Annotated in this window: 18 protein-coding genes; 5 read left to right on the plus strand and 13 right to left on the minus strand. The window is 60.9% G+C overall.

Annotated elements, in window-relative coordinates:
• Nucleotides 1–29 precede the first annotated feature (29 nt).
• Together PQU92_RS05270 and PQU92_RS05275 are read left to right on the plus strand one after the other, a co-directional pair.
• Entirely contained in the window at nucleotides 30–1,907 is a 1,878-nt protein-coding gene (locus PQU92_RS05270; RefSeq protein WP_272747159.1) for a ribonucleoside-diphosphate reductase subunit alpha, read from the plus strand.
• A gap of 89 nt (nucleotides 1,908–1,996) precedes the next feature.
• The gene (locus tag PQU92_RS05275) at nucleotides 1,997–2,476 is read left to right on the plus strand and encodes a GNAT family N-acetyltransferase (protein WP_272747160.1); all 480 of its coding nucleotides are present in this window, start codon (nucleotides 1,997–1,999) and stop codon (nucleotides 2,474–2,476) included.
• On the opposite strand, the gene PQU92_RS05280 is transcribed toward PQU92_RS05275, so the two are convergent.
• Nucleotides 2,473–2,820, minus strand: a complete 348-nt coding sequence (locus PQU92_RS05280) for a DUF1428 domain-containing protein (RefSeq protein ID WP_272747161.1) — start codon at nucleotides 2,818–2,820, stop codon at nucleotides 2,473–2,475. The genes PQU92_RS05275 and PQU92_RS05280 overlap by 4 nt on opposite strands.
• A 163-nt stretch (nucleotides 2,821–2,983) precedes the next feature.
• Here PQU92_RS05280 and PQU92_RS05285 point away from each other — a divergent pair, with 163 nt between their 5' ends.
• The gene (locus PQU92_RS05285) at nucleotides 2,984–5,197 is read left to right on the plus strand and encodes a TonB-dependent receptor domain-containing protein (protein ID WP_272747162.1); all 2,214 of its coding nucleotides are present in this window, start codon (nucleotides 2,984–2,986) and stop codon (nucleotides 5,195–5,197) included.
• An 18-nt stretch (nucleotides 5,198–5,215) separates the two neighbouring features.
• Here PQU92_RS05285 and PQU92_RS05290 read toward each other — a convergent pair whose 3' ends face one another.
• From PQU92_RS05290 to PQU92_RS05305, 4 genes are all read right to left on the minus strand, one after another.
• Nucleotides 5,216–5,569, minus strand: coding sequence for a DUF1428 domain-containing protein (locus PQU92_RS05290; RefSeq protein ID WP_272747163.1), 354 nt, complete (start codon nucleotides 5,567–5,569; stop codon nucleotides 5,216–5,218).
• Entirely contained in the window at nucleotides 5,569–6,048 is a 480-nt protein-coding gene (locus PQU92_RS05295) for an RNA pyrophosphohydrolase (protein WP_272747164.1), read from the minus strand. The genes PQU92_RS05290 and PQU92_RS05295 overlap by 1 nt, the downstream gene beginning before the upstream one ends.
• 47 nt (nucleotides 6,049–6,095) lie before the next feature.
• On the minus strand, nucleotides 6,096–7,343 hold the full coding sequence (locus tag PQU92_RS05300) for a divergent polysaccharide deacetylase family protein (protein WP_272747165.1): 1,248 nt from the start codon (nucleotides 7,341–7,343) through the stop codon (nucleotides 6,096–6,098).
• A 96-nt stretch (nucleotides 7,344–7,439) separates the two neighbouring features.
• Nucleotides 7,440–8,885, minus strand: coding sequence for a S41 family peptidase (locus tag PQU92_RS05305; RefSeq protein ID WP_272747166.1), 1,446 nt, complete (start codon nucleotides 8,883–8,885; stop codon nucleotides 7,440–7,442).
• 348 nt (nucleotides 8,886–9,233) lie between these two features.
• On the opposite strand from PQU92_RS05305, the gene PQU92_RS05310 reads away from it, so the two are divergent.
• A complete protein-coding gene (locus tag PQU92_RS05310; protein ID WP_272747167.1) occupies nucleotides 9,234–10,277 on the plus strand; it encodes an aspartate-semialdehyde dehydrogenase in 1,044 nt (347 codons plus the stop codon).
• Nucleotides 10,278–10,444: 167 nt separating this feature from the next.
• Here PQU92_RS05310 and PQU92_RS05315 read toward each other — a convergent pair whose 3' ends face one another.
• The gene (locus PQU92_RS05315) at nucleotides 10,445–11,167 is read right to left on the minus strand and encodes a hypothetical protein (protein ID WP_272747168.1); all 723 of its coding nucleotides are present in this window, start codon (nucleotides 11,165–11,167) and stop codon (nucleotides 10,445–10,447) included.
• A gap of 69 nt (nucleotides 11,168–11,236) precedes the next feature.
• Entirely contained in the window at nucleotides 11,237–12,298 is a 1,062-nt protein-coding gene (locus tag PQU92_RS05320; protein WP_272747169.1) for a murein hydrolase activator EnvC family protein, read from the minus strand.
• 334 nt (nucleotides 12,299–12,632) lie between these two features.
• Here PQU92_RS05320 and PQU92_RS05325 point away from each other — a divergent pair, with 334 nt between their 5' ends.
• Nucleotides 12,633–13,634 carry a TerC family protein gene (locus PQU92_RS05325; RefSeq protein ID WP_272747170.1) on the plus strand — a complete coding sequence of 334 codons (1,002 nt, stop codon included), beginning with the start codon at nucleotides 12,633–12,635 and terminating at the stop codon, nucleotides 13,632–13,634.
• On the opposite strand, the gene rlmH is transcribed toward PQU92_RS05325, so the two are convergent.
• From rlmH to rpmA, 6 genes are all read right to left on the minus strand, one after another.
• Nucleotides 13,631–14,122 carry a 23S rRNA (pseudouridine(1915)-N(3))-methyltransferase RlmH gene (gene rlmH / locus PQU92_RS05330; protein ID WP_272747171.1) on the minus strand — a complete coding sequence of 164 codons (492 nt, stop codon included), beginning with the start codon at nucleotides 14,120–14,122 and terminating at the stop codon, nucleotides 13,631–13,633. The two genes, PQU92_RS05325 and rlmH, sit on opposite strands and share 4 nt — an antisense overlap.
• 1 nt (nucleotide 14,123) lies before the next feature.
• A complete protein-coding gene (gene rsfS / locus PQU92_RS05335; RefSeq protein ID WP_272747172.1) occupies nucleotides 14,124–14,504 on the minus strand; it encodes a ribosome silencing factor in 381 nt (126 codons plus the stop codon).
• Nucleotides 14,505–14,644: 140 nt separating this feature from the next.
• Nucleotides 14,645–15,298, minus strand: a complete 654-nt coding sequence (locus PQU92_RS05340) for a nicotinate-nucleotide adenylyltransferase (RefSeq protein WP_272747173.1) — start codon at nucleotides 15,296–15,298, stop codon at nucleotides 14,645–14,647.
• A gap of 230 nt (nucleotides 15,299–15,528) precedes the next feature.
• Nucleotides 15,529–16,581 (minus strand): GTPase ObgE, encoded by a 1,053-nt coding sequence (gene obgE / locus PQU92_RS05345; protein WP_272747174.1) that lies wholly within the window; start codon nucleotides 16,579–16,581, stop codon nucleotides 15,529–15,531.
• 129 nt (nucleotides 16,582–16,710) lie between these two features.
• Entirely contained in the window at nucleotides 16,711–17,328 is a 618-nt protein-coding gene (locus PQU92_RS05350; RefSeq protein WP_272747175.1) for a GNAT family N-acetyltransferase, read from the minus strand.
• A gap of 373 nt (nucleotides 17,329–17,701) precedes the next feature.
• Nucleotides 17,702–17,971, minus strand: coding sequence for a 50S ribosomal protein L27 (rpmA, locus tag PQU92_RS05355; protein WP_272747176.1), 270 nt, complete (start codon nucleotides 17,969–17,971; stop codon nucleotides 17,702–17,704).
• Nucleotides 17,972–17,986 lie beyond the last annotated feature (15 nt).

Genomic DNA, 17,986 nt, shown 5'->3' on the forward strand with positions numbered 1-17,986 from the left:
GAGCGGTTTAGCTTTCCAGGTGAAGTGACATGTCGGTTAACGATGCGGCGGCCAAGCGTGAGACTCCAGTGGCCTACAAGGCGAACAAGGCGGTTCGCCCGCATACGCGTCCCGAGTTCAAGTTGATCAAGCACGTGGTCACCGACCCGTCGAAGGACGCCAAGCTGACCGATTTCGGCATGAAGACGCTGGACGACCGCTACCTGATGCCCGGTGAATCGTATCAGGACATGTTCGCGCGCGTCGCCACCACCTATGCCGACGATTCGGAACACGCCCAGCGCATCTACAACTACATTTCGAACCTGTGGTTCATGCCGGCGACGCCGGTTCTGTCTAACGGCGGCGCGTCGCGCGGTCTGCCGATCTCGTGCTTCCTGAACTCGGTGCCCGATAACCTCGAAGGCATTGTCGGCACGTGGAACGAAAATGTCGCCCTGGCCTCGAACGGCGGTGGCATCGGCACCTACTGGGGCGGCGTGCGCTCCATCGGCGAAAAGGTCAAGGGCGCAGGCCAGACCTCGGGCATCATCCCCTTCATCCGCGTGATGGATTCGCTGACCCTCGCCATTTCGCAGGGTAGCTTGCGTCGCGGTTCGGCTGCCGTCTATATCGACATCCACCACCCGGAAATCGAGGAGTTCCTCGAAATCCGCAAGCCGTCGGGCGATTTCAACCGCAAGGCGCTCAACCTGCACCACGGCATTTCGATCACCGACGCCTTCATGGAAGCCGTCCGCGACGGCGAACAGTTCGGCCTGCGCTCGCCCAAGAACGACGAGATCATCAAGTTCGTCGACGCGCGCGCCCTGTGGCAGAAGATCCTCGAAATCCGTATGCAGACGGGTGAACCCTATCTGATCTTCTCGGACACGGTGAACCGCGCCATGGCCCCGCACCAGCGTGAACTGGGCCTCAAGGTCAAGCAATCGAACCTGTGCGCCGAAATCATGCTGCATACGGGTAAGGATCACCTTGGCGAAGACCGTACCGCCGTCTGCTGCCTGTCGTCGGTCAATGCCGAGACCTTCCTCGAATGGCGCGACCAGCCGCAGTTCATCGAAGACATCATGCGCTTCCTCGATAACGTCCTGCAGGACTTCATCGATACCGCGCCTAACTCGATGGCCGCCGCCATCTATTCCGCCGAACGCGAGCGCTCGGTCGGCCTCGGCCTGATGGGCTTCCACTCCTTCCTGCAATCGCAGGGCGTCGCCTTCGAATCGGCCATGGCCAAGTCGTGGAACATGCGCCTGTTCAAGCACCTGCGCCGCGAAGCCGACAAGGCCTCGGTTAAGTTGGCTCAGGAGCGCGGGCCGTGCCTCGACGCCGAAGAGCGCGGCGTCATGGAACGCTTCTCGCACAAGCTGGCCATCGCGCCGACCGCCTCGATCTCGATCATCTGCGGTGGTACGTCGGCGGGCATCGAGCCGATCCCGGCCAATATCTACACCCACAAGACCCTGTCGGGCTCGTTCGCGGTGAAGAACCCCTACCTCAAGGCGCTGCTCGCCGAAAAGGGCCTCGACACCAACGATATCTGGGACTCGATCGTCGAACACGAAGGCTCGATCCAGCACCTCGACGCGCTCGACGCCGACGAAAAGGACGTCTTCAAGACAGCGTTCGAAATCGATCAGCGCTGGGTGGTCGAACTGGCTGCCGACCGCGCGCCGGAAATCTGCCAGTCGCAGTCGCTCAATATCTTCCTGCCCGGCAATGTCGACAAGTGGGACCTGCATATGCTGCACTGGACCGCCTGGGAACAGGGCGTCAAATCGCTCTACTATCTCCGCTCCAAGTCGGTCCAGCGCGCCGCGTTTGCCGGTTCGGAGACCAAGGAAGCGGCGGCGTCGATGATGGACGCGGCCAAGACGGATTACGAAGAGTGTCTGGCTTGCCAGTAGGCTCGTGGGGTCACGGACCCCACACCCCATGACCGGGAACAGAATGAAAGGCCGGAGCATCAGCTTCGGCCTTTTTACATGAGGAACCTATGCTCAATATTATAAGAGCTGATTACCGCAATCCGGCCCACGCCGAAGCCATCGTCAGTCTACTGAAGATCTATGCGCTCGACCCGATGGGCGGTGGTTCCGCCTTGTCGGACGATGTGGCAAAAGTCCTCATCGACAAGCTGGCGGCGTTTCCGACCGCGTTTTCTCTATTGGCGCTTGTCGATAACCACCCTGCGGGGCTGGCCAATTGTTTCGACGGTTTCTCGACCTTTGCGGCCAAACCGCTGATCAATATCCACGACATCGTCGTCGCGCCGGAATTTCGCGGTCAGGGCGTGGCCAAAGCCCTGTTCGCCGAAATCGAAGTCATTGCCCGCGAAAAAGACGCCTGCAAGCTGACCCTCGAAGTGCTCGAAGGCAACCGTCCCGCACAGGCGCTCTATGCGTCGCTGGGGTTCGGCGACTACGTCCTCGACCCGGAACAGGGCAAGGCGCTGTTCTGGCAGAAGAAGCTTTAAACCGACAGGATATTCTCGAAGCCGCCCCAGAACATACGCTTGCCGTCGAACGGCATGTCTTCCATCTTCATGCGGTCGTCCTGCATCAGCTTGCCCCAGGCGTCGTCGCGCACGGCTTTCGATGGCCAGACGATCCATGAGAAGACCACGGTTTCGCCGTCCTGAAGCTTCACCGACAGGGGGAACGAGGTGACCTCACCTTCGGGGATATCGTTGCCCCAGTTTTCCCAAACGGCGACAGCGCCGTATTCCTTGAAGATGTCCGCGGCCTTGATCGCCGACTCCAGATAGGCGTCTTTCTTCTCGTTTTTAACTGGGCAGACAAAACCATCGACATAGGACATGGGAACCTCCGTTGTGAGAACGTCGATACCGTAACGGCATCGGGATAAGCTGGCCATATGAAATATTGTTAATGCGGCCCCGGCCCATATCGCCACAATTGTGCCTCAGCCGCCTGTGACACAGGGTTGATACGCCGCCGGGGGAGTGCGGTAGGGGGAAATTATGAAATCTTCGACATCCATGATTCTAACCGTCGTGTCGGCGTCTCTGGTCATGCCCGCCATGGCGCAGGCTCAAACCGCGGCACCGACGGCCGCGCAAACCGACGTCAAAACCGAAAAGGACAAGGTTCAGGACAAGGCCGATCCGACCACGGTGACCGTTAAAGGTCAGCGGAAGGAGATGAGCGGTGACAAGGAAGTCTATGACGTCACCAAAAATCCCGATGCCCTGACCGGCACGGCGCAGGATGCCCTGAACAAGGTGCCGGGTGTCAATGTCGACAATGACGGCAATGTCACGGTGCGCGGACGTGAGGCGCGGGTCTTCGTCAACGGCCGTCCGGCGCTCTATATGACGGGTGACAACCGCGGCGCGGCGCTGCAATCCATGCCGTCGGCCTCCATTTCATCCATCGAAGTCATTTCGAATCCCGGCGCGCAATATTCGTCGAGCAGCAATGAGCCCATCGTCAATATCGTCACCAAGCGCAATATGCCGCCGGGCGTTTTCGGCAGTGTCAGCGGGCAGGTCTTGTCCAACGAAGGCGCATCCGGAAACACCTTCCTGAGCCTTGCCAAGGATAAGCTGACGCTGACGGCGATGGGCAGCCTGAACCGCAGTATTCAAAATTCGATATCCGACTCGCAAACCCAGGGCTTCGATGCCTCGGGCAACCGGACGCGGGAATCGCGCCGCAATGGTCTGACGGACGGCGCCTATAGCCGGGCCTTTCTTTCGACCAGCCTGCAATACGATCTCGGCCCCAATGACGTACTCACCGGCGGCCTGACCTATACGGGTAGCGCGTCGGATACCGACTCGCTCAGTGCGTCCACGACCTTCAATGCCGGAGGTGCGGCGACGGACATCTTCACCAGCCTCAGTGAGAGCACGTCGGATCAGCAGAATGGCACGCTGAGTGCCGGCTATACCCACTACGGGCAAAAACCGGATCAGTCGTTCAAGCTGGATATGAGCCTGTCGCGCTCGGAAAACGAAAACGATTCGGACACGATCACGAGCTACGACCTGTCCTCGACCGGCAGTCGCCTGCCGCGCCCGGATCGTAAACTGCGCGACGGTTCAAATAATGCCGCCATGGTGCAGGCCGCTTACAACACGACGCTCGGTCGGACGCAGGTCAGTGTCGGGACGCAGATCAATCAGGACGACAATCGCGCCAACAGCCTGTCCTATGGACCGGACACCGCCGGCACCGGTCTTGTGCTGCAACCTTTGCTGACCAGCGACCTGCGTTACGAACAAACGGCCAGCGCCGTCTATGTGACCGCTCAGCGGCAGTTCGGCGCCAAATGGACCCTGCTGGGTGGTCTGCGCGCCGAATTCCTCGATATGGAAACGCACGAAACCCGCAGCAATACGCGTAATCAGGTCGATTATGCCCGTCTGAACCCCAGCCTGTTCGCGACCTACGCCCTGTCGAAGGACCGCAAGATTCGCTTGAGCTATACCCATAAGCAACAACGCCCTTCGCCGAACGACCTCAACCCGCGTCTGGTCTATATCTCCGACACGTCGGTGAGCGTCGGCAATACCGATCTCGGGCCGCAGGAAAGCGATAACTTCGAAGCCAGTTATGAGGTCAGTAACCCGACCGGCAGCTACGCGGTGCGCGGCTTCTGGCGCACTGACGACGACATGATCGTCAGTACCAGTCGTATCATCGCCGATCCGCAAAATCTGGGCAATGTGGTGACCCAGAGCATGCGTGTGAACGGAGGTTATCAGAGTCAGAAGGGTGTGACGCTGAGTTACAGCAAGCGCACCAAAAAGCTGAACCTCAATCTCGACGCTACCGTGACCTTTGTCGATATGGAGGGGCCGAATATCGTCGGCACGCAATCGGAAGTCACCTTCGGCGGCAGCGTCATGGCGACCTATACGCTCAAGAACAACGATACCGTATCGATAAATTACCGGCTGCAACCGCGGCGCTATACCGGTAACGGCTATTCGGACTCATCGGCCTTTAATTCGATCAGCTATCGTCATCGTCTGACACCTAAGATGTGGCTGAATTTCACCGTGCAGGACCCGTTCCGGACGCCCCGAAGCACCGGCGTCACCGAGGGGCCGTTGCTCAGGAGCCGCTACAGCAGTGAGCGCGAGGCGCGGGTCATGATGATCGGCCTGAGCCGCAGTTTCGGCGGCTTTACGCCGACGGCGGCACCGGTGCCGGTCAAGAAGCCATAAGCTTATCAGGCTTTCGGGTTATTTCTCCACCAGCACCTGAAAGCCGCCATAGATCAGGCGTTCGCCGTCAAAGGGCATGTCGTCGGACGGCTGCATGCGCGGGTCGTCCATGACGCGCTCATTGCCTTCGTCGCGCGCTTCCTTCGACGGCCACAGAACCCACGAAAAGACGACGCCGTCGGGCTGTTTGGCGCGCATCACCGACTTGAACGAGACGCCCAGCTCGCTTTCGGGCAGGTCGTCACCCCAGCATTCGACGACCTGAAGCGCGCCGTGTTCCTTGAACACGGCCGACGCCGTTTCGGCCAGTTTTTTGTAGGCGGCGCGGTTTTCCTTCGGCACCGGTACGACGAAGACATCGACATAGGCCATCAGCGTATCAGAGCCTCGACCTGCGCGATGACGTTACGATACGAGTCGCGCTTGAAATGCACCACGCGGTCGATGACGCGATCCAGCCCGCACCATTCCCAGCGGTCGAACTCCTGTTCGCCGTGGGCCTGAAGGTTGACTTCGCTGTCCTGGCCGGTGAAGCGGTAGAAGAACCAGATCTGTTTCTGGCCCTTGAAATTGCGACCGATTTTCTTCTGCGCCAGCACTTCGGGCGGGAAATCATAGATCACCCAGTCCTGCGTCCGACCGATCAGCTCGACCGAACGGATACCTGTCTCCTCAAAGAGTTCGCGCACGGCAGCCGCTTCGAGGTCTTCACCGGCGTCGACCCCGCCTTGCGGGAATTGCCAGGCATAGTCGCCGCTCATGCCGAAGCGGTGGCCGACCCATACGCGGTTATCGGCATTGACCACTACGATCCCCACATTGGGGCGGTATTCTTTGAGTTCGTCCGTCATCGCGCTATTGTTTCAGATATCGGGGCGCGATTCAACGCAATGGGCGGTTATTTATGTGCCAGTGCCGACGCGGGCGCCAGTTGCAGGCCCTTGGCCTCCAGCCCCTGCGTCCACTTGATCGCGACCGCCAGGGTCACCGGATAGGCGAAGCCCGTCCCCAGCGCCTGTCCTTTGGAGCGGGCGGCGGATTCGACGCCGCTCAGTTGCGCCGTGATGCTCTGGGCGTTGATCTGGGCATCGATGACGCGATCAGCGCTGGCGCGGTTCCACGCCCCGCCCTGATCGCGCGCCTGACCATCGTCGATAAAGCTCAGGCCGCGCGTCTTCATCGTGCCGAGGAAGCCGTTCATCGCCGGTTTGTCGCGCAGGAAGGCCGAGCCCTGATAGTTCATGACGCCGAAATAACCGACGGCGCGACCTAACACCCAGTTGAGGCGCGCCTGCATATCGTCCGGACGCTGATTAATCAAAAGGGTTTGCGGACCGGGGTCGACATCAGGGTAGTTGGTGGGCTCCATCGGCACTTCGATCAGCACCTCGTGCCCCTGTGCGCGGGCGGCATCGATCCAGCCCTGCAAACCTTCCGCATACGGAACGAAGGACAGGGTGACCTCGGCCGGCAGTTGCTCGATGGCGGCGCGCGTCGTCGTCGGATTGAGACCGAGGCCGCCGACGATCAGGGCGACCATCGGCTTGCCGTTGGATTTGAACGGCCGGGCATAGGTCGCCGCCGCCACACGACCGTCGGTGGCGATGATCGGCAGCGGGCCGTTGGGACCGTTTTGCGACAGGCCCGCGATCGGGGCGGGCGTCAGCGGTCTGGCGGGCAATTTAGTCGGGCCCGACGCGGCGACATCGATCGGCGCACCGTCATTGGGCAGGGTGATCACGGCGGTACCATCGACGGGACCGGCTTCGCCGCTGGCGTTGAACTGGTCGGCGGAGGCGTCCTTGAACAGGCCCAGCGAATCCAGAGTGAAGGCTTGAAGGCCCGACGTGGTGTCGTCGGCGACCGGCTGATCGGTGGGGGTGACGGTCGCGGCCTTGGGCGCATGATCGCCGCCGCCCATGGAGATGCGCACGCTGGGGGAACCGGCACCGGGGTCGGAGGCCAGATTGAGAAACAGAGCGCCGCCGCCGATGAACAGGCCCATGGCCAGAAGGGGAGCGGTATAGGGCTTTTTGAGCGCCTCCAGCGCCACGGGGCCGAGCCCCTTGAGGCGCGCCACAAGGCTCGTCGGCTGGCGGAACAGCGACGAGGAGGAAAGGGCTGACAGTTTCTGTTTGGCGAACATCGCGACGACCCACGCAAAAAACCCTGCCGGACGCGCGATCCGGCAGGGTTAATTTGTGCCCCAAGGGGGTTAATAAAGACTAACGAAAGCTGAAAATTACTTCTTTTCCGCCGGCTTTTGAACGGGCTTTTCCGGGGCCTTGGGGGCCGCAGACGAAGAGGCACCCGCCTTGGTCTTGTCGGCAAAGCGCGAGCCGGGCTTGTCGACCAGATCGGCTTCGGCCAGTTTCAGGCCGCGCGGATGGGCCGCCGCCTGTTTCACGTCGCCGCCATAGTTGAGCACGTCGACGGCGCGGGCCAGCTGGAAGTCGCCGGTCTTGACGTCATAGGCCTCGGGCGGCACTTCTGAGACGATATGGGCACCCTGACGGACCTTGCCCTCGTCGGCGTCCAGCGCGTTCTTGTAGTCGGCTTCCGAGAAGGAATAGTTGCGGTTGGCGATAACCTTGGCCTGTTCCTTCGACTGCGCGACTTCGAGGTCGGGCACGATGCCGGTCTTCTGGATCGAGCGGCCCGACGGCGTATAGTACCGCGCGATGGTCAGCTTTACGGCGCGGTTTTCACCGAGATTGACGACGCTCTGCACCGAGCCCTTGCCGAAGGTGGTCAGGCCGACGGTCGAGGCACGCTTGTGATCCTGCAAGGCGCCCGCGACGATTTCCGCCGCCGAGGCCGTGCCCGGATTGGTCAGGATCACGATGGGCTGGCCCTTCATGATGTCGCCCTTATGCGCCTGATAACGGGTGATGTCGTCCGGACGGCGGCCGCGTTGCGACACGACTTCGCCGCCTTCGAGGAACAGGTCCGCGACGCCGACCGACTGATCGAGCAGGCCGCCGGGATTGTTGCGCAGGTCGAGGATCAGGCCCTTCATCTGCGGGTTCTTGGCGCGCAGTTCGGTCAGGCCTTCCAGCGATTCCCGGGCGGTGTTCTCGTTGAAGTTCGAGATGCGCAGATAGCCGTAATTGCCTTCCATGCGCGTCTTGACCGACTTCACATTGATGATCTCGCGCGTCAGGGTGACGTCGAACGGCTCGTCCTTGCCTTCGCGCACGATGGTGAGCGTCAGGTCGGTCTTCGGGTCGCCCTTCATCTGCGACACGGCGTCGTTGAGACGCAGGCCGAGGATCGACTGACCGTTGATGGCGGTGATGTAGTCGCCCGACTGGATGCCGGCCTTCATGGCGGGGGTGTCGTCCATCGGGGTGACGACCTTGACCGCGCCGTCTTCGGACTGCACCTCAAGGCCGATGCCGCCATAGGCACCGCGCGTCTTCTCCTGAAGGTCGGTATAGTCTTCGGCGGAAAGGTAGTTGGAATGCGGATCGAGCGAGGACAGCATGCCCTGCAAGGCGGATTCGATCAGCTTCTTGTCATCGACCTCGACGACATAGTTCTGCTTGACGAGGGCGAGCACGTCGCCGAACAGCTCCAGCATCTCGTAGGTGTCGGACTTTGGCGAAAACGCGGGCTGGTTGGCATAGGCCACCGCACCGACACTGAGGGCCAGGGCCGCGATGCCGCCCAGCAGATAGTTCTTCATTCAATCCTCGATGGCGCCTTAAGGCTCCGGAATACGCACGCCGACACGTTTGGCGCACACGGTTACTACACATAGTACAGGGTTTTAATGTGGCGTAAACAGGGCGCGCGCAAACCGGCACAAAAGGAGTTTACACGCCACATATTTCCGTGTAATCGCCGCGCCATGTCCATGATGACCGTCATTAAAGCGATTATTAAGCCGGCCCGCACGCGCGGGGCGGTCCAGTCGCGCTTGACGGTTTAACAACCCAAAGCCTCTGGACGAAGCCCCGCCGAAGCGCGGGGCATGGTTTCTCAGACAGAACCCAGACCTTCGCGTTTCCGCCTAAATAAGGAAATGTGAGTCATGAATAACCCTTCTCAATCTGGCCTCAACGTCGGCATCGTCGGTGCCACCGGTCTTGTCGGCAGCATGATGCTGTCGCTGCTGGCCGAGCGTAACTTCCCGGTCAACCGTTTGCGCCTGTTCGCCTCGCCGCGCTCGGCGGGCAACCGCCTGTCGTTCGCGGGCAAGGACGTCGTCGTCGAAGACGCCTCGGCCGCCGACTATAGCGGTCTGGATGTCGTCTTCTTCTCGGCGGGTGGTTCGACCTCGAAGGCTTTGGCCGAAAAGGTCGCTGCGGCAGGGGCTCTGGTCATCGACAACTCATCGGCGTGGCGCAGCGACCCTGAGGTGCCGCTGGTCGTGGCCGAGGTCAATCCGCACGCCCTGCGCAATATCCCCAAAGGCATCGTCGCCAACCCCAACTGCACGACCATGGCGGCCATGCCGGTGTTGAAGCCCCTGCACGAAGCCGCAGGCCTCAAGCGTCTGATCGCCAGCACCTATCAGGCGGTGTCGGGCGGTGGTCTCGAAGGCATCGAAGTCCTGCGCAAGCAGGTGGTGGCGGGGGCCGAGGGCTGCGCGGCGCTGGCGCAGGACGGTCAGGGTGTCGATCTGGGGACGCCCGAAAAGTGGGTCGTGCCGATCGCCTATAATGTCGTGCCGCTGAACTACGTGCTGGGCGAGGACGGTTATACCGAAGAGGAACTCAAGCTGCGCGACGAAAGCCGCAAGATCCTGGAACTGCCGGATTTACGGGTGGCCGCGACCTGCGTGCGTGTGCCGGTTTTCACCGGACATTCGCTGTCGATGAATGTCGAATTCGAGCACCCGTTGTCGGTCGAAGCCGCGCTTGATATGCTCAAAGACGCGCCGGGCGTCGAACTGAGCGAGGTGCCCAACCCGCTGGACGCCACGGGTAAAGACCCGGTCTTCGTCGGTCGCGTCCGCCGCGATCCGACGGTGATCAACGGCCTGACCCTGTTCGTCAGCGGCGACAATTTGCGCAAGGGTGCCGCGCTCAACGCGGTGCAGATCGCCGAGGTGTGGTTGAGCCAGAAGGGTTAAGGTTTTATACCTCCCTGCGCTTGCGCGGGGAGGGGGACCGCGCCTGAAAGGCGTGGTGGTGGGGTGTCTTTCTTGCTTACGATATATGCCGTTGAATCTCCGTAAGGCACCCCACCTTCCGGCCTTCGGCCTCCCTCCTCCCCGCAAAGCAGGGAGGTATAAAGAGGCTACTTCAACAGCGTGATCTTCGGGATACCCGTGCCGCCGCAGGCCCATTCGCCATCCTTTGACGTGAAGCAGAAATAGCGGCTTTCGACGCGGCGCTTTTGCACGCCGTCGCGATATTGCTCACAAACAAGATGCACGGACAATACAGGCGTCAGGGTGGCATTGGGCGGCGCGGCGTCAGTGACGCGCTGGGCGCCCTTGCCCGGCACATTGGTCACCTTATTGACGATCGGCGCGCCGACCACAAAGCTTTCGAAAATGATCCCGACCCGCTGCGGCGCGCTCAGGGTGCCGTTGGCGTTCATCGCGTAATTATCATAAATCTTGCGCTGGAAAACGGCCTTCGATGCCGGGGCGTTTTTTGCCACCGCCGCGGGCGCACCCGGGCAGGTCTCAGCAGCTGCCTGCGCGCCGCCGCCCGGGCTTGGCGGGGCTTTGCCCTGCGTCGCCCAATAACGCTTTTCCCAGTTGACCACGTCCTCAGCCCACATTTCGGTGGCGTTGCCGTTCCCGATCAACTGACCGTTTTCATAGTACTTGACCATGCACTTTTCGCCCCACTGCGCCTGATAGCAGTTGATGACCTGAATTTCGGTCTTGGCGTCGATACGGTGCATCGAACCGGCGGGGATATTGTAGCTGCTGGCGGTGGCCCCAGGCAAAGCCGTCACGGCGAGCAGGGTCGAGGCCATAAGACCGCCGATAACGATGGGTTTCCACATGAGGCGAGCTCCCGGTGCAATTTTACCGATAGGCTAACAGCGGTATCCCGGATGTCAACTTACAGTCGCCTACAGTTTCGACAGGTCGAAACCCTTGGCCGGATTGACCGGCGCATCGCCCTGACGCAGTTCGACATAGACGCTGGTCGGCTTGTCGGTCAGGTTCGAGGTCCGCCCCAGAGGTTCGCCGCGCCCGACGGTCTTGCCTTGATCGACATAGACGCGCCCCAGCCCGGTAATCACCACGCGATAATCGCCACCGACATTGAGGATGATCACCTGCCCGTAGCCGTTGAGCGGTCCGGCATATTCGACCTCGCCTTCACCGGGGGCGCGGACCTGAGTCCCAGGTGCCGTTTCCAGCCGGAGGCCGCGCAAAAGCTGTCCGTCGACAGTTTCTCCATAGCTGCCCTTGCGCGTGCCGACGACCGGAACCTGCAGGTTCAGCCCCTTGTCCGGCGTTTGCAGAGCGCGTAGCGGCGCCAGCCCGCGCAATTCGCGTTGCCGTGCCTCAAGCTGGAGGTTGCGCGCTTCGATGGCGTCGGCTTCGCGCAGCAACTGGTCCTCCAGTTCGGCGCGCTGGGCCATCAGCCGTTCCAGTTCCTGCTGCTGCTCCGAGACGTCGCTCTCGGAGATGAACAGGGCTTCGTTTTGCAGGGCGGCGTCGCGGCGCAGCTTGATCAGGGTGCGGTTCTGGTCCGACAGGGCCTGAGCGCGCTTTTTCAGCTCCGGCGTGATGTCCTTGAGGATGATCGCGGCAATCACCGCATCATTGGCCTTGCGCGAGGACACGAAGATGGTCGGCGGCGGGTTGCGCGAATAGATCTGCAAAGCGCTAAGCAGCCTTGCCTGTTTGTTGCGCATGGTCCCCAGCCGCCGCGTCATGTCGGTTTCAAGCAGGTTGAGCGCCACCAGCCGTGAACGATAGACCGCCGCGCGCTTTTCCGACGCGCCCTGCGTGCGGGCGATATCGATCATCTGCTTGCGCAGATTCTCGGCTTCCTGCGCGATCTGCCGTGCCGACTGGCGCTTCTGTTCACGTTTTCTGGCATTGGCGCGTAGCTCGGCGCCGATGGTGTCCAGTTCGGTCTCGGCCTGTTTCGACAGAGGTTTCTGGGCCGTTTGCGCCACTACGCCGCCTGTCCCGCAGAGAACAAGGACGATCAGCGCCCCATGTTTCAGGGCGCGCGAGATAGGGGCGCGGAATGTCATCGCGGCAGGGTAAGGGCTGAGGGTTAATGCGGCGTTAGGGAGTCTCAACGTCATCGTTTCTTGATTTGACAAGATCGAGAGACGGACATTACCTTAAAACACCCTCGGGGAGTAGCCGGAGCCGCGTGTCAGGCTCATGCAGCGTCGTCAATACGAAGACAGTCCTGTCTGTCTTCCGGCGTTGTGCATCGCGTCAGTCGCGCGAATGGCGAGACCGGGACCGGTATTCACCTGTCCAGCCCGTGAGGTTTTCATGTCTTCTGTCGGTACGCCACTCCTGTGGTCGCTGTTCGCGGCCTTTGTCGTCATCGCTCTGCTCATCGATTTTTTCGCCATGAACAAGCAGGGCGCCCATAAGGTTTCCCTGAAAGAAGCCGCCATCTGGTCGCTGATCTGGGTCGCCGCCAGTATAGCCTTCATGGCCTTTATCTGGTGGCGGCTGGGCGGCACCGGGCCTGAACCGGCCCTGGCCAATGCCAAGGCGCTGGAGTTCCTGACCGGTTATCTGGTCGAAAAAGCGCTAGCGGTCGACAATATCTTTGTTTTCCTGATGCTGTTCACCTATTTCGCCGTGCCTGCCGAATATCAGAAGCGGGCCCTGATGATCGGGATTCTGACGGCGCTGGTCCTGCGCGGCGGGCTGATCCTGATCGGCGCGTGGGTGATCGCGCAGTTCCATTGGGTGCTCTATGTGTTTGGCGCATTTCTCGTTTTCACGGGTATCAGGATGTGGCTGGCCGCCGGTCAGGAGCCGGACATGGAATCCAATCCGGCCCTGAAATGGGTGCGCAAACATTTCACGATTTCGCCGAACTACGACGGCGAAAAGTTCTTCACGCGGTTCAACGGCAAAAAACTGGCGACGCCGTTGCTGGTCGTCGTCCTGCTGATCGGCGTGATCGACGTGGTGTTTGCCGTGGACTCGATCCCGGCCATCTTCGCCATCACCACCGATCCGTTTATCGTACTGACCTCGAACGTCTTTGCCATTCTGGGGCTGCGGGCGATGTATTTCCTGCTGGCTGGAATGCACGAACGTTTCCATCTGCTGCCCTATGGTCTGGCGCTGGTGCTGGTCTTCATCGGGACGAAGATGTTGCTCATCGATATCTATAAGGTGCCGATTACGTGGTCGCTTGGCGGCACGGCCTCGATTCTGGCCCTGACGGTGATCCTGTCGCTGCTGATCAAGCCGAAAAGCGCGCATCCGCACGGGGCATTTCCGTTCGATGCGAAGGAAAGGCGAGAGGATTAGTCTCTGTGATACGGCGATCCGGCGAGGATGGTGGTCGCGCGGTACATCTGCTCGGCCAGCATCAGCCGGACAAGCGCATGCGGCCAGGTTTGCGGCCCGAAGGCCAGCGAAAAGCGCGCCGACCTGACCAGATCGGCATCCAGACCATCCGCCCCGCCGATCAAAAAGGCCAGTTTGCGTTCACCGGAGTCTTTCAGCTTATCAACGCGCTGGGCGATCTGACGCGAGGTCAGAAGTTCCCCGCGTTCATCACAGGTGATCAGGCACACGCCATCACCCAAAGCGGCGCGGATGGCCTCGGCTTCGCGCGCTTTGTTGAGTACGGAGTCTTGTGATTTGGCGGTCTTTTTGGGCTCGATCTCTAAAAGTTCGACCGGCCCGAGCCCCAGGGCCCGGCCGGTCTGCGTGGCGCGGCTGAGATAGTCGCGCGTAAGCGTGTTTTCAGAGGTGTTGCCGAGCTTACCGACCGCGGCCAGCCACAGCTTCATACTACTGGCGCAGCGGGTCGATCGTGTGGTTCGACGACACCGACCAGATCTTTTCGATATTGTAGAAGCTGCGGACTTCCGGACGGAACAGGTGAACCACCACGTCCCCGGCGTCGAGCAGTACCCAGTCGCAAGCCGGCAGGCCTTCGACGCGAACCTTGCCGAAGCCTTGTTCCTTCAGGGCGCGCATGACGTGATCGGCCAATGCACCGACGTGACGGTGCGAACGGCCAGACGCGATGATCAGGGTGTCGGCGACAGAGCTTTTGCCGCGCAGGTCGATGCAGACGATGTCCTGCGCCTTGTCGTCATCCAGCTTGGTGAGGATGACATTTTCGAGCGATTCCGCTGCGAATTCGACGGGGTTTTGGTCGATATCCACCGCCGCAGCGGCGGCAGGGGTTTCCGAATGCGCATCTTGCGCAAGCTGACGAGACAGTGTGTTACTCCTGAAAAGGGTATCCGTGTGGATAAGATTGACCGCACCCTACCATAAATGCGGCTCCGGGTCACGGTGTGTATTTAGTTTTTTGCCGCCAGTCGCTGCGCCCGGATCGCGGTCGAGGACGCGTTGTGCAGCGGCCCTTTGAGATAGACCCATGCCGGCGCTTTTTTACCCGGCAGGATGTGGGCTTCGCGTTCCTTGAAACGGTAGTGGGCGAAGCGTCGCGCGGTGGGTGACAGACGGCTTTTCATCAGGACGCCGGGGCGTGAGACGATGGCGATGGGGATCATGCGGGCGATCTGCATCCAGCCGCGCCAGCGATGAAACGAGGCGAGGCTGTCGCCGCCCATGATCCACACGAACTTGACACCGGGATAGCGGGCCTTCAGCGCGCGTAAGGTGTCGAGCGTATAGGTGGCGTGGATGCGCGTCTCGAAATCAGAAATGATGTCCTTCGGGCCGATGAACGGCTTGATGGCGGCGATACGTTCGCTGAGCGGCGCCGTATCATGCTTAGATTTCAAGGGGTTCTGCGGCGAAACCAGCCAGATGATGCGGTCGAGCCCCAGCCGGCGCCGTGCGGTTTCCGCCACATGGGCATGGCCTTCGTGCGCCGGATTGAACGACCCGCCGAACAGGCCGATGGTCATGCCGCGCTCAAGGTGCAGTCCGGTCCTCAGCGCACCGGAACGCAGGGTATGGACAATGGGGGCGGGACCGGCGAACCACATCAGACTCTACCCTGGTTCATACCTCCCCAGCTTGCTGGGGAGGGGGACCGCACGAGCTTGCGAAGCAAGTGAGATGTGGTGGTGGGGGCTAGGTTAGATGCAGCATGCGCATTAGATCGGTAATTACGCGAGCCCCCCTCCGTCTTTTGCGGCGAGACCGCAAAAGCCACCTCCCCCGGCATACCGGGGGAGTAAGATAGGAAGTGTATAATTGAAGCCTTGATCACCCCTTAGTTATCCCAGGGGTTATAGGCGGTGGACGGCGGGTTTTCGGCCTGCTTTTCGGCCTTGTCGCCCGCGACGATCATCGAATGGACGACAAACAGAAGGTCGCGCACGCCTTCGCCGGTGACGCCGGAAATCACATAAGGCGTCTGCTTCGAAGCCTTTTTCAGCTTCTTGACCAGATCCTTGCGCGTGTCGCCATCAAGCGAATCCGCCTTGTTGATGACGACCAGTTCCGGACGCTCGGCCAGATCTTCGGCATAGGCCGCCAGCTCGTTGCGGATAATCTTATAGGCCCCGACCGGGTCTTCCTGCGTGCCGTCAATCAGATGGATCAGCACCTTGGTGCGTTCGACGTGACCGAGGAAGCGCGTCCCGAGACCGGCTCCTTCTGAGGCCCCCTCGATCAGGCCGGGGATATCGGCGATGACGAAACGCTGCTCGGCCCCCAGATCGATGACGCCGAGGTTCGGCGTCAGGGTCGTGAACGGATAGTCGGCGATCTTGGGCCGCGCGGCGGACGAGGCCGCGAGGAACGTCGATTTCCCGGCATTGGGCAGGCCCAGCAGTCCGGCGTCGGCAATCAGTTTCAGGCGCAGCCAGATCCACTTTTCTTCGCCGTCCTGACCGGGCAGGGCGAAGTCGGGGGCCTGATTGACCGGGCCCTTGAAGCGCGTATTACCCCAGCCGCCGTTACCGCCCTTGGCCAGCAGAATCTTCATGCCGACCTTGTCGAGGTCGGCGATCAGGGTTTCGTGATCCTCTTCGAATACCTGGGTGCCCACGGGGACACGCAGAATCAGGTCTTCGGCATTGGCGCCGTGCATCTGACGCCCCATGCCGTGCGTGCCGGTATTGGCCTTGAAATGCTGGGTGTAGCGGTAATCGATCAGGGTGTTCAGGCCTTCGACCGCCTCGATATAGACCGAGCCGCCCTTGCCGCCGTCGCCGCCGTCGGGCCCGCCGTTGGGGATGAACTTCTCGCGCCGGAACGACACGGAGCCCGCGCCGCCATTGCCCGAGCGGATGAAGATTTTACACTGGTCGAGGAATTTCATTGAGGTAATCGAACGGTTGAAGGCGGCCCCGCTGCTGCGGAAGCCGCCTTTGTGAACTAAGTCAGGGTGAAGATCAAATCCTTGCGCGCTTCTTATGCTCAAATCGAGAAAATGTCGCGCAGTTTTTAATTATAGAAGCCGGATCATATGGACCGCTTCGTGCTGGCCTTCGCGGGCGCGTGAGATTTCCAGCGTCCGGCGGCCTGTATAAAGGAAGCCCGCCCGCGCCAGCATCCGTGCCGACGGATCGTTATCGGCAAAGTGCGCGGCATGCAGCACGCGGTGGCCGCCGAAGCGTTCCGCGTAGCCGATCAGGCCTTCCAGCGCCTCAAGGCCATAGCCGTGGCCCTGGAACTCCGGTGCGATGCAGATGCCGACCGAGGGACCGAACAGATGCAGCCCGCCCGTCTGACCGCAGGTCGTGCGGTCGAGGCTGGTGATGCCGATCAGGTTCTCTTGCTCGTCACGCACCGCGAAGACCGGCAGACGCGGCGACGAATTCATCCGCGCCTTATCGATAAAGGCCTTGGCATCCATGCCGGTAAAGGGGTGCGCGATCGCATGGGTCATGCGCGCCACGGATTTGTGGGCAAAGACCTGACGCACATCATCAAGATCGTCCGGGCACAGGCCCGACAGATAGAGACGCTTGGTCTGCACGGCATTGCTGACGCGTCCGGAAACGCGACCGATAGCGGCGCGGGTACGTGGTGGCAGGCTGTGGACTTCGGGTGTTCTGACGATCATGATATTCCCCGTTCGCTTCTTAAAATAATAAGAGTGAACACACGCGGCTTTTGCCACGCGCTTCGTTCGTTATGGCCCGAATGTTTACGCGGACCCCGAGTGAAAGTGTCGGGAGGTGTCGTTTCTTGTGTGACCTGAGAGTGACAGATCATTCATAAAAATACGGCCTCCCGTGCCCTCACAGAAATAAAGATTCCGTAAGGGCGCAGCTTTATGAACGGGGAACTGGAGGGGAGGGCTTTGTTTTCGCGTCACTTTTTTGCATGTGCGAAAACGAAAAGGGAGCCCGGAAACAAATCCGGACTCCCCGTTCAAAGGCGTTGTCCAGATCGGCTTATATTAAGCGCGATCTGTGACACATCTTTCAGATCGCTTATTCGGCGGCGATAGCGGCCGGAATGATCGACACATAGCAGCGGTTGTCGCGCTTGGTCGTGAACTTCACCACGCCGTTGGCGGTGGCGAAGAGGGTGTGATCGCGGCCGAGGCCGACATTGTCACCCGGGAAGAACTTGGTGCCGCGCTGACGGACGAGGATGTTGCCCGCGACAACGTTCTCCGAGCCGTACTTCTTTACGCCAAGGCGCTTCGATTCTGAATCGCGGCCGTTACGCGACGAGCCGCCGGACTTTTTGTGAGCCATTGTTGAACTCCTCTA

The sequence above is a fragment of the Asticcacaulis aquaticus genome, from assembly GCF_028550415.1.
Classification (GTDB): Bacteria; Pseudomonadota; Alphaproteobacteria; order Caulobacterales; family Caulobacteraceae; genus Asticcacaulis; species Asticcacaulis aquaticus.

Bases quoted from the DNA above. Each gene is read 5' to 3' on its own strand.
- PQU92_RS05270 (WP_272747159.1), top strand. From the start codon at position 30: ATGTCGGTTAACGATGCGGCGGCCAAGCGTGAGACTCCAGTGGCCTAC.
- PQU92_RS05275 (WP_272747160.1), top strand. From the start codon at position 1,997: ATGCTCAATATTATAAGAGCTGATTACCGCAATCCGGCCCACGCCGAA.
- PQU92_RS05280 (WP_272747161.1), bottom strand. From the start codon at position 2,820: ATGTCCTATGTCGATGGTTTTGTCTGCCCAGTTAAAAACGAGAAGAAA.
- PQU92_RS05285 (WP_272747162.1), top strand. From the start codon at position 2,984: ATGAAATCTTCGACATCCATGATTCTAACCGTCGTGTCGGCGTCTCTG.
- PQU92_RS05290 (WP_272747163.1), bottom strand. From the start codon at position 5,569: ATGGCCTATGTCGATGTCTTCGTCGTACCGGTGCCGAAGGAAAACCGC.
- PQU92_RS05295 (WP_272747164.1), bottom strand. From the start codon at position 6,048: ATGACGGACGAACTCAAAGAATACCGCCCCAATGTGGGGATCGTAGTG.
- PQU92_RS05300 (WP_272747165.1), bottom strand. From the start codon at position 7,343: ATGTTCGCCAAACAGAAACTGTCAGCCCTTTCCTCCTCGTCGCTGTTC.
- PQU92_RS05305 (WP_272747166.1), bottom strand. From the start codon at position 8,885: ATGAAGAACTATCTGCTGGGCGGCATCGCGGCCCTGGCCCTCAGTGTC.
- PQU92_RS05310 (WP_272747167.1), top strand. From the start codon at position 9,234: ATGAATAACCCTTCTCAATCTGGCCTCAACGTCGGCATCGTCGGTGCC.
- PQU92_RS05315 (WP_272747168.1), bottom strand. From the start codon at position 11,167: ATGTGGAAACCCATCGTTATCGGCGGTCTTATGGCCTCGACCCTGCTC.
- PQU92_RS05325 (WP_272747170.1), top strand. From the start codon at position 12,633: ATGTCTTCTGTCGGTACGCCACTCCTGTGGTCGCTGTTCGCGGCCTTT.
- rlmH (WP_272747171.1), bottom strand. From the start codon at position 14,122: ATGAAGCTGTGGCTGGCCGCGGTCGGTAAGCTCGGCAACACCTCTGAA.
- PQU92_RS05340 (WP_272747173.1), bottom strand. From the start codon at position 15,298: ATGTGGTTCGCCGGTCCCGCCCCCATTGTCCATACCCTGCGTTCCGGT.
- obgE (WP_272747174.1), bottom strand. From the start codon at position 16,581: ATGAAATTCCTCGACCAGTGTAAAATCTTCATCCGCTCGGGCAATGGC.
- PQU92_RS05350 (WP_272747175.1), bottom strand. From the start codon at position 17,328: ATGATCGTCAGAACACCCGAAGTCCACAGCCTGCCACCACGTACCCGC.
- rpmA (WP_272747176.1), bottom strand. From the start codon at position 17,971: ATGGCTCACAAAAAGTCCGGCGGCTCGTCGCGTAACGGCCGCGATTCA.